Annotated in this window: 3 protein-coding genes and 2 pseudogenes; all 5 read right to left on the reverse strand. The window is 64.0% G+C overall.

The window, feature by feature from the left end:
* Positions 1–190: 190 nt before the first annotated feature.
* Positions 191–792, reverse strand: a pseudogene (locus GA0061099_RS41945) (DUF1419 domain-containing protein); the annotation flags it as partial.
* Between the two features lie 319 nt (positions 793–1,111).
* The gene (locus GA0061099_RS38420) at positions 1,112–1,996 is read right to left on the reverse strand and encodes a DUF3991 and toprim domain-containing protein (protein WP_074448645.1); all 885 of its coding nucleotides are present in this window, start codon (positions 1,994–1,996) and stop codon (positions 1,112–1,114) included.
* Between the two features lie 347 nt (positions 1,997–2,343).
* On the reverse strand, positions 2,344–3,348 hold the full coding sequence (locus GA0061099_RS38425) for a tyrosine-type recombinase/integrase (RefSeq protein ID WP_074448643.1): 1,005 nt from the start codon (positions 3,346–3,348) through the stop codon (positions 2,344–2,346).
* Positions 3,341–3,970, reverse strand: a pseudogene (locus GA0061099_RS39640) (tyrosine-type recombinase/integrase); the annotation flags it as partial. The gene GA0061099_RS38425 and the pseudogene GA0061099_RS39640, both read right to left, overlap by 8 nt.
* Positions 3,971–4,300: 330 nt before the next feature.
* Positions 4,301–5,536 (reverse strand): tyrosine-type recombinase/integrase, encoded by a 1,236-nt coding sequence (locus GA0061099_RS38435; protein ID WP_074448644.1) that lies wholly within the window; start codon positions 5,534–5,536, stop codon positions 4,301–4,303.
* Between the last annotated feature and the right edge of the window lie 816 nt (positions 5,537–6,352).

Raw genomic sequence — 6,352 nt, forward strand, 5'->3', positions numbered from 1 at the left:
GTGAAAGGATCGTCATGCGCCATGGAAATGTCCTCCAGTTCGGCGCGCGCCGCCGTCCGCCGGCGCGGGCTGCGACGGACGGCACGGCGTTGCGGAAGTTGATGAAGTGGGCCGGCGCCGGGCCGGGTGCTGAAATTCGACGCCCGGTGCGAGGCCGGGCTGCCGCGGGGCGGGGAGGCGAGGTCGGTCTAGCCGCGACCGTCGCCGGCAGATGGCGGAACTGCACCGGCAGCTTGGCTGCGATCTCTGCCTCGGTGAGGTCGTCGAGCAGCTTCAGGACTGTGCCACTCTGGCCGGCATAGACGAGTACGGTGCGGCGCCCGCGCAAGGCCAGCGGCCAGCGCTCGCCGGCATAGCCGCGATAATCGTCATGCGTGCTCGACCAGATATGCTCGAGCCGCTCTTCGTGCGTCATCGCGCGTCGGGCCGTGACTCGCGCTCGATGATCGCCGCCTTCAGCCGCTCCGGCGAGAGCCGATCGGAAAGATCGCAATAGCCATGGAACCAGCGCCGCCTTCCGTCGATGGCAAGCGCGAAGAAGATGCTGGTGACGCTGCCCGTCATGAACTCGCGCATCGCGAACATGTCGGCGCGCATGAACAGCGGTGGCAGGATCTCGAGCATGTAGTCGTGCTCCCGCTCGCTAATCTCAAACCACTCACCGGCGGAGAGATGTTGGCCTTCGCCTTCGGCCATCGCGGGGTCACCACGGTGACGGTTGAACAAGCGGTGCATCTCGTGGCGCGTCGCAACGCCTTCGAAGACTTTGCGGATGCTGGGGGAGGTGTGCATGGGCGGCTCCTCTTGGCCTGGCCGGACTGACAGCGCGAGCGATCCGCCTGATCCTTCGTCACTTCAGCCCTTCATCACACCTCCTCGCCGGCCGCATCGCAGGTCCGGCGGGTCAAGGGCCGCGGAACGCGGGCGAAGCCTCACCCTTGACGCGCCGGCCGCGCATGCGGCAGCGCTTCATTCCCGTTCATTTCTTCTCTGTTCGATCTCCTTTTCCTTCGCCCAATGCCGAGGGATCGGAGGCCTACTCATGCGCAGCCCTTGGCGGTGCAGCCACGCGGCCTGCGCGCCGCCCTCGGGAGCCGCATCAGGTGGGCCGTCAGATCCTTAAATCCTCATTCCAGTCGCCGGCACACGGCCGCAATCGGTCGTACGGCGCGCTTGCGTCCGCCGCGATGGCGCGAACACGGTCGGCGTAGATGTCGCCCTGCCGATTGTTGTCGGTCGCCGCGACGAGCCAAGCGTTGGCGCGCTTGGCCAGCAGACGCATGGCGGCATCCGTTGCGGGCGACCAACCGCCGCCGGTGCTGACATAAAGTGTGTCAGCACGCGCGACCTCGATCGTGGCGAGGCTCATCGCATCAATCGCCGCCTCGGTGATGCAGATCCGCTCGGCGTCCTGCAACCCGAAACGAAAAAGCTCCTTACTGCCGTCCGTAGCAAAGCCCCGCCATGCTGGTCCACGTTCCTCCCAGCCTGTGAGTGCACCAGCAGAATCATAATGCGCCGCCCACATGCTGCCTTGAGGGCCCTCTCGCAACCCTTCGCTAGCGACTGCGTCCTTCACGATGTCCGCCGGCAGTCGCCGCTCGCATGTCAGATAGCGCCAAGCTGGGGAGCCGGGGCGCGGCCTGAAGCGATGTCCCCACCGCTTTACAATGGACGCGAGGGTCTTAGGCCTTGCCGGGCGCTGCCACGCAGGTGCAGACGGGACGAAGCCAACCACATCCGCAACACGGTCATATGCCTCGACGAAGCCATCGGCACCGAGATGTTCGGCGAGCGAAAATACGTCCCCTTTCGCCGGCGACAAGGGATCGAACCAGCCGCGGCCCTGGTGGATGACGATGATGATGTTGGCGTCGCGGCGATACTTGATCGCACGCCTGGTACTTTCCTTGAGGTCGACCTTCCAGCCGTTTCTCTCCAGCAGGGCTGCGCAGCCAACCTTCTCGCGGAGATCTTCGATTGCTCTCTTGTTCATTGTTTGCACCGGCGTTCCGCAGACGTCCGGCCCCTTCTTCTGTTGGTCTCGCTTGTTCTTGGCCTTGCGGCACATCTCCGACCGGCCGCGAAGCCTGCCGGGCGCAAGGGCGCGCAGGCAAGCTGTCGAATTTGTCAGATGGCTGGGCGCGGCGAAGCTTCCCTTGCACCCGGCATGGCGCCAGCGGCAGCCGGTCACCCGGCTCAATGAGCCGGACACCAGGGGTCGTATTCATGGTTATGCAGATCTGAGCATAACCATGATTATTGATCCCTGGCAGATTATGAGCAGTTCCGAATGAGGCGCCTGTGAGAACGCAGCCCGACGCGGGATCGGGCTGCGCATAATCACAGCGACTGGAGGAAGGCCATGAGTTGGTCCGGTGGGCGATACCGCGCTGGTGTAGCGGCGATCGGCTGGAGCCGGCTCAATGCCTCCTCCTTCATCTTGAGGTCCGCCTCCATGTAGATATGCGTCGTACTCGGATGCTCGTGGCGGAGCCACAGTGCAATAACTGTGATATCCACGCCCGACTGCAGCAGATGCATCGCTGTCGTATGGCGGATCGTGTGGGGCGAGATCGCCCGTTCGGCAAGAGCAGGAAGCTTGGACGTCGCCTGCGCAACCGCCTGTGCGAGCCGCTGGGTTACGCTCGAGCGTGACAGTTGTTTGCCCGCGCTGCTCGGGAACAGATACCCCTGCGGGCCGGTGTCCGGCAGGTGGCGAAGCCACTGTCGGAGCGTCGTGGCGGTCGCCTTCCAGAGTGGAACGCTTCGTCGCTTTCTTCCCTTCCCATGGAGGTGTGCCACTGGCGAGACGTCCAGCACCACGTCACCGACCCGCAGGCCAATCGCTTCGGATACTCTGGCGCCGGTGTTGTAGAGGAGCATGAACATTGCCTGATCGCGCCGCCCGGCCCATGTCGCGCAGTCCGGTGCCGCGATGAGCGCATCCATTTCGGACCGGGACAGGAAGCCGAGTACGGCCTTGTCGTGACGCTTCTGCGGGACAGCAAGGCTGCGCTCGATGACCGCAAGCGAGGTCAGATCCTCGTGGGCAGCGAACTTCAGGAAGGAACGGATCGCCGACAGGCGCGCGTTACGGCTCCGCACGCTGTTCTTTCGCTCGCCCTCGAGGTGATCTAGGAAGGAGAGGATTAGCGTCGCGTTCAGGCCGGTGAGAGCGAGGTCGGTCGGAGCTTTGCCTATCGCCTTCAGCGAGAAGGCCAGCAGCAGCTTGAACGTGTCACGGTAAGCCGCGAGTGTGCTGGGACTGACCGCTCGCTGCTGGCGAAGATAGGCGACGAAGAAGCGCTGGAGGAGCATCGGGAACGAGGGGATCATGTTAGTCATGACACACCTCCCTGAACTGCGGTGCGAGTGCCTCGAAGCGGCCTCCGGCAAGCGCCATGAGCTCGGGCACAGCCTGCAAGTACCAGTAGGTGTCGCCGAGATTGACGTGGCCGACGTAAGTCGAGAGCGCCAGCATTGCGTTGTCGATGTCTGCACCTTCGGTCTGCCAGAGCATCAGCCGTCGACAGATAAAGGTGTGCCGCAGATCGTGGATACGGACGAACCGGTGGCCCCCGCGCGGCACGATGCCGACGTCTGCCGTCAGTCGGAGCCATGCGCGGCGCACGGCACGGTAGCCCAGAGCCTCGCCACTGCGCTCGTCGAGGAATAACGGCGCGGAATGGTCGATCGGGCCGAGCCTCGCTCGCGTGCGTAGGTAATCTCGCAAAGCCGCTGTCGCGGTCGGGTGCAACGGTACCATGCGTGTCCTCTCGAACTTGGAGTGCTTCACCGTGACCCGGGTTGCAGCCTCATCGAGGCTGCCACACTGGAGACTCAACGCCTCGGAGATGCGGAGGCCCGTAGCGGCGAGCAGGCCAAGTACTGTTGGAAGCGAGGCTGGACCGGCACCGAACACAGGCGGAAGGGCACGCGCGGCTGCAATGATCCTGTCCACTTCGGCCGGCGTGAGTGTGGCGACACCCGGCGCTTCGAACGCCCGAAGGGCGCGCCTTCAGGGGAACGCGGTTCCTGATTCGGCGTCAGCCAGGTGACGCGCGAATGGTCCGAGTACGTTGAGTCGCTGCGCCCAAGTGAAGGGATCGGCATGCATCGCCTGCTCCTTCGCCCAGCGCAGCACAATAGCGGAGGTAAGCGGACCTTCGTGGCCGCTTGCGTCGACGAAGCGAGCGAAAGGCCCGCGTGAGGCTACCCGACCAGTCAAGCACGAATCCGAGTCGGCGGCGCTCGGCGAGGTAGGCCTCGGCGCGCGCGAGCATTGTCACAGGGACGCTCATGCGATCGCTCCCGGCCAGGGCAGCGCGACAGCCGACAGCCGTGCGACATCGACCCGCGCGTAGCCCGCGGAGGTGACGATGCTGCGGTGACGTAGAACGTCAGCGATCTGCTTCATTGGCACGCCGTTGTTGACCAACCGGCTTGCAAGCGTGTGCCGGAGAATGTGAACGCGACTCCGGTCCCAACCGAGCCGAGCGTAGGCGGCGTGGAGTGTCTTCTGCACGACACGTCTACCAACCGGTTCACCGAGGGGCGCGACATGGCGGACGAACACCTCGCGTTGAGGAGTCGCGGGTCGCTCGTTGAGGATATAATCGACGATCGCTTCGCCGGTCGGAGGCGAGAGCGGAAGTATGTCGGATCGCCGAGCCTTACCGGCGGGCACCCTTATGACGCCTTCGTCCCAGCCGATGTCATCAAGGGTCAGCCGGATAACCTCGCTTGAACGCAGGCCAAGATCGGCCAGGCATCGCACGATGGCGTAGCCTCGTCGGCGTGACGGACAAGGCCGGTCAAAGGCCGAGAACAGCTGCTCGACATCGGCTCCCGACAGAGCCTCCGGGAGCTCGGCATCCCGCCAGAATGCGGGGCGCGGCACCGCTTTGTGGAGATGAGCAACGTCGTGGCCGAGCAGTGCGCGATAACGGAGATAGCAGCGGACTGCCCCACCCATGACTCGGATCGTGCTGGTGCTCCATCCGGCGCCACCGAGTACGAAGGCGCGAACGGCATTGGGCGTGAGCGCACCTAACTCGATCGGTCCTGCGCCAAACTGTTCCCGGAGCAAACGTCGGACGATGCGGCGACGGTGATCACGCGTGCCCTGCGTCAGTCCCCAAATCTCGTTCATCTTAGCGTCGAACCGGGCGAGTTCCACTTCGATCGCATCGGGCGCTGGTGCCGCGACAATGTTGTGCGCGCGCAGCACGCGGAGCAGGTTGTTAAGCGCCGCCCTGTTGAGGATGAGACCGCGCGGGACCGGATGTCCACACGAACAGGTAGTCAGGTGGTTGATGAGGAAGCTGCCGATCCGAGTCTCGTCGATGTCGCCTGGTCCTGCGCCCTCATTGCGCAACCAGTCGCCAAAGTGAAGAGCTGAGGCGGTATATCGACGGCGACGCTTTGCGCCGTAGCGACCGCGGACAAGGTAGTCGGTGTAGAGGCCCATGATGGGCCAAAGAACATTGTCCGGATCTTCAGTCCTGAGTTGAAGGCGTACAGGTACGGGCATGCTCGATCTCCGTTGTTGGGAGTAGCAGGGCTCCGGATTATGTGCAGTTCAACCGGAATGTGCCGGGCGACAGGCTCGGCACATCAAGGATTTGGCGCAGCCGACAGTCCTTAGCTGTCCATAATCTGCCAGGGATCATAATCATGGACGATGGCGTCCTGGTCGCCGTCATATTCGCTGGAGACCATCACGCCGAACTCGCTCTCAGTCTGGAAAAGAATGAGGCACCATCAGCGTGCGGGCCAGATCGAAGGCGTGGTTCTGAGCGAGGGCGAGATTGTGCGACATTGAAGGCTCCCGTTTTGCGGCGGGGACCATCCCCGCTCGACAGGCGCCGACGTGTTCGGGGGCGGCTGCGGTCACCTCGAAGGCGAAGCCGGAGAGGTCGCACGCTTGCGTAGCGAACCCCTTGTGGGTTGATCGTGGAAGGCCGCACCAGAACCAAGGAAAGCCCATTCGAGAGCGGGATTGGAACTTCACCGGAAGCAAGTGAGCCGAAATGCACATGGTTCAGCCTGCGGATGCAGTCTCTGATTGACTGCGAGAACAGCCGCCGTCGTTTTGTCCGCAGCGAACTCGATTTGGCCGCCTGGCGGTTGCTCCGCAAATTTTCCGCTGCCGTTCGATGTCCTCGCGGCCAAAGGCGTCGCTTGCGTTTCAGGTCCGACGCTTATACGCGGGTTCCGATAGGCTCGGCAGTTGGCTTGTTCGGGGACTCCGGCCGCTTCGCGTCAGGGATGGCAGCCCGTAAGGGGGAAGACCCGCTACGCGGGGGCTTCAGCGTAGCCAACAGCCCGGCCCGCAGGGCGACGCCCG

Origin of the sequence: Bradyrhizobium yuanmingense (assembly GCF_900094575.1) — a bacterium.
In the GTDB taxonomy this organism is placed as follows: domain Bacteria; phylum Pseudomonadota; class Alphaproteobacteria; order Rhizobiales; family Xanthobacteraceae; genus Bradyrhizobium; species Bradyrhizobium yuanmingense.

Bases quoted from the DNA above. Each gene is read 5' to 3' on its own strand.
- GA0061099_RS38420 (WP_074448645.1), bottom strand. From the start codon at position 1,996: ATGAACAAGAGAGCAATCGAAGATCTCCGCGAGAAGGTTGGCTGCGCA.
- GA0061099_RS38425 (WP_074448643.1), bottom strand. From the start codon at position 3,348: ATGACTAACATGATCCCCTCGTTCCCGATGCTCCTCCAGCGCTTCTTC.
- GA0061099_RS38435 (WP_074448644.1), bottom strand. From the start codon at position 5,536: ATGCCCGTACCTGTACGCCTTCAACTCAGGACTGAAGATCCGGACAAT.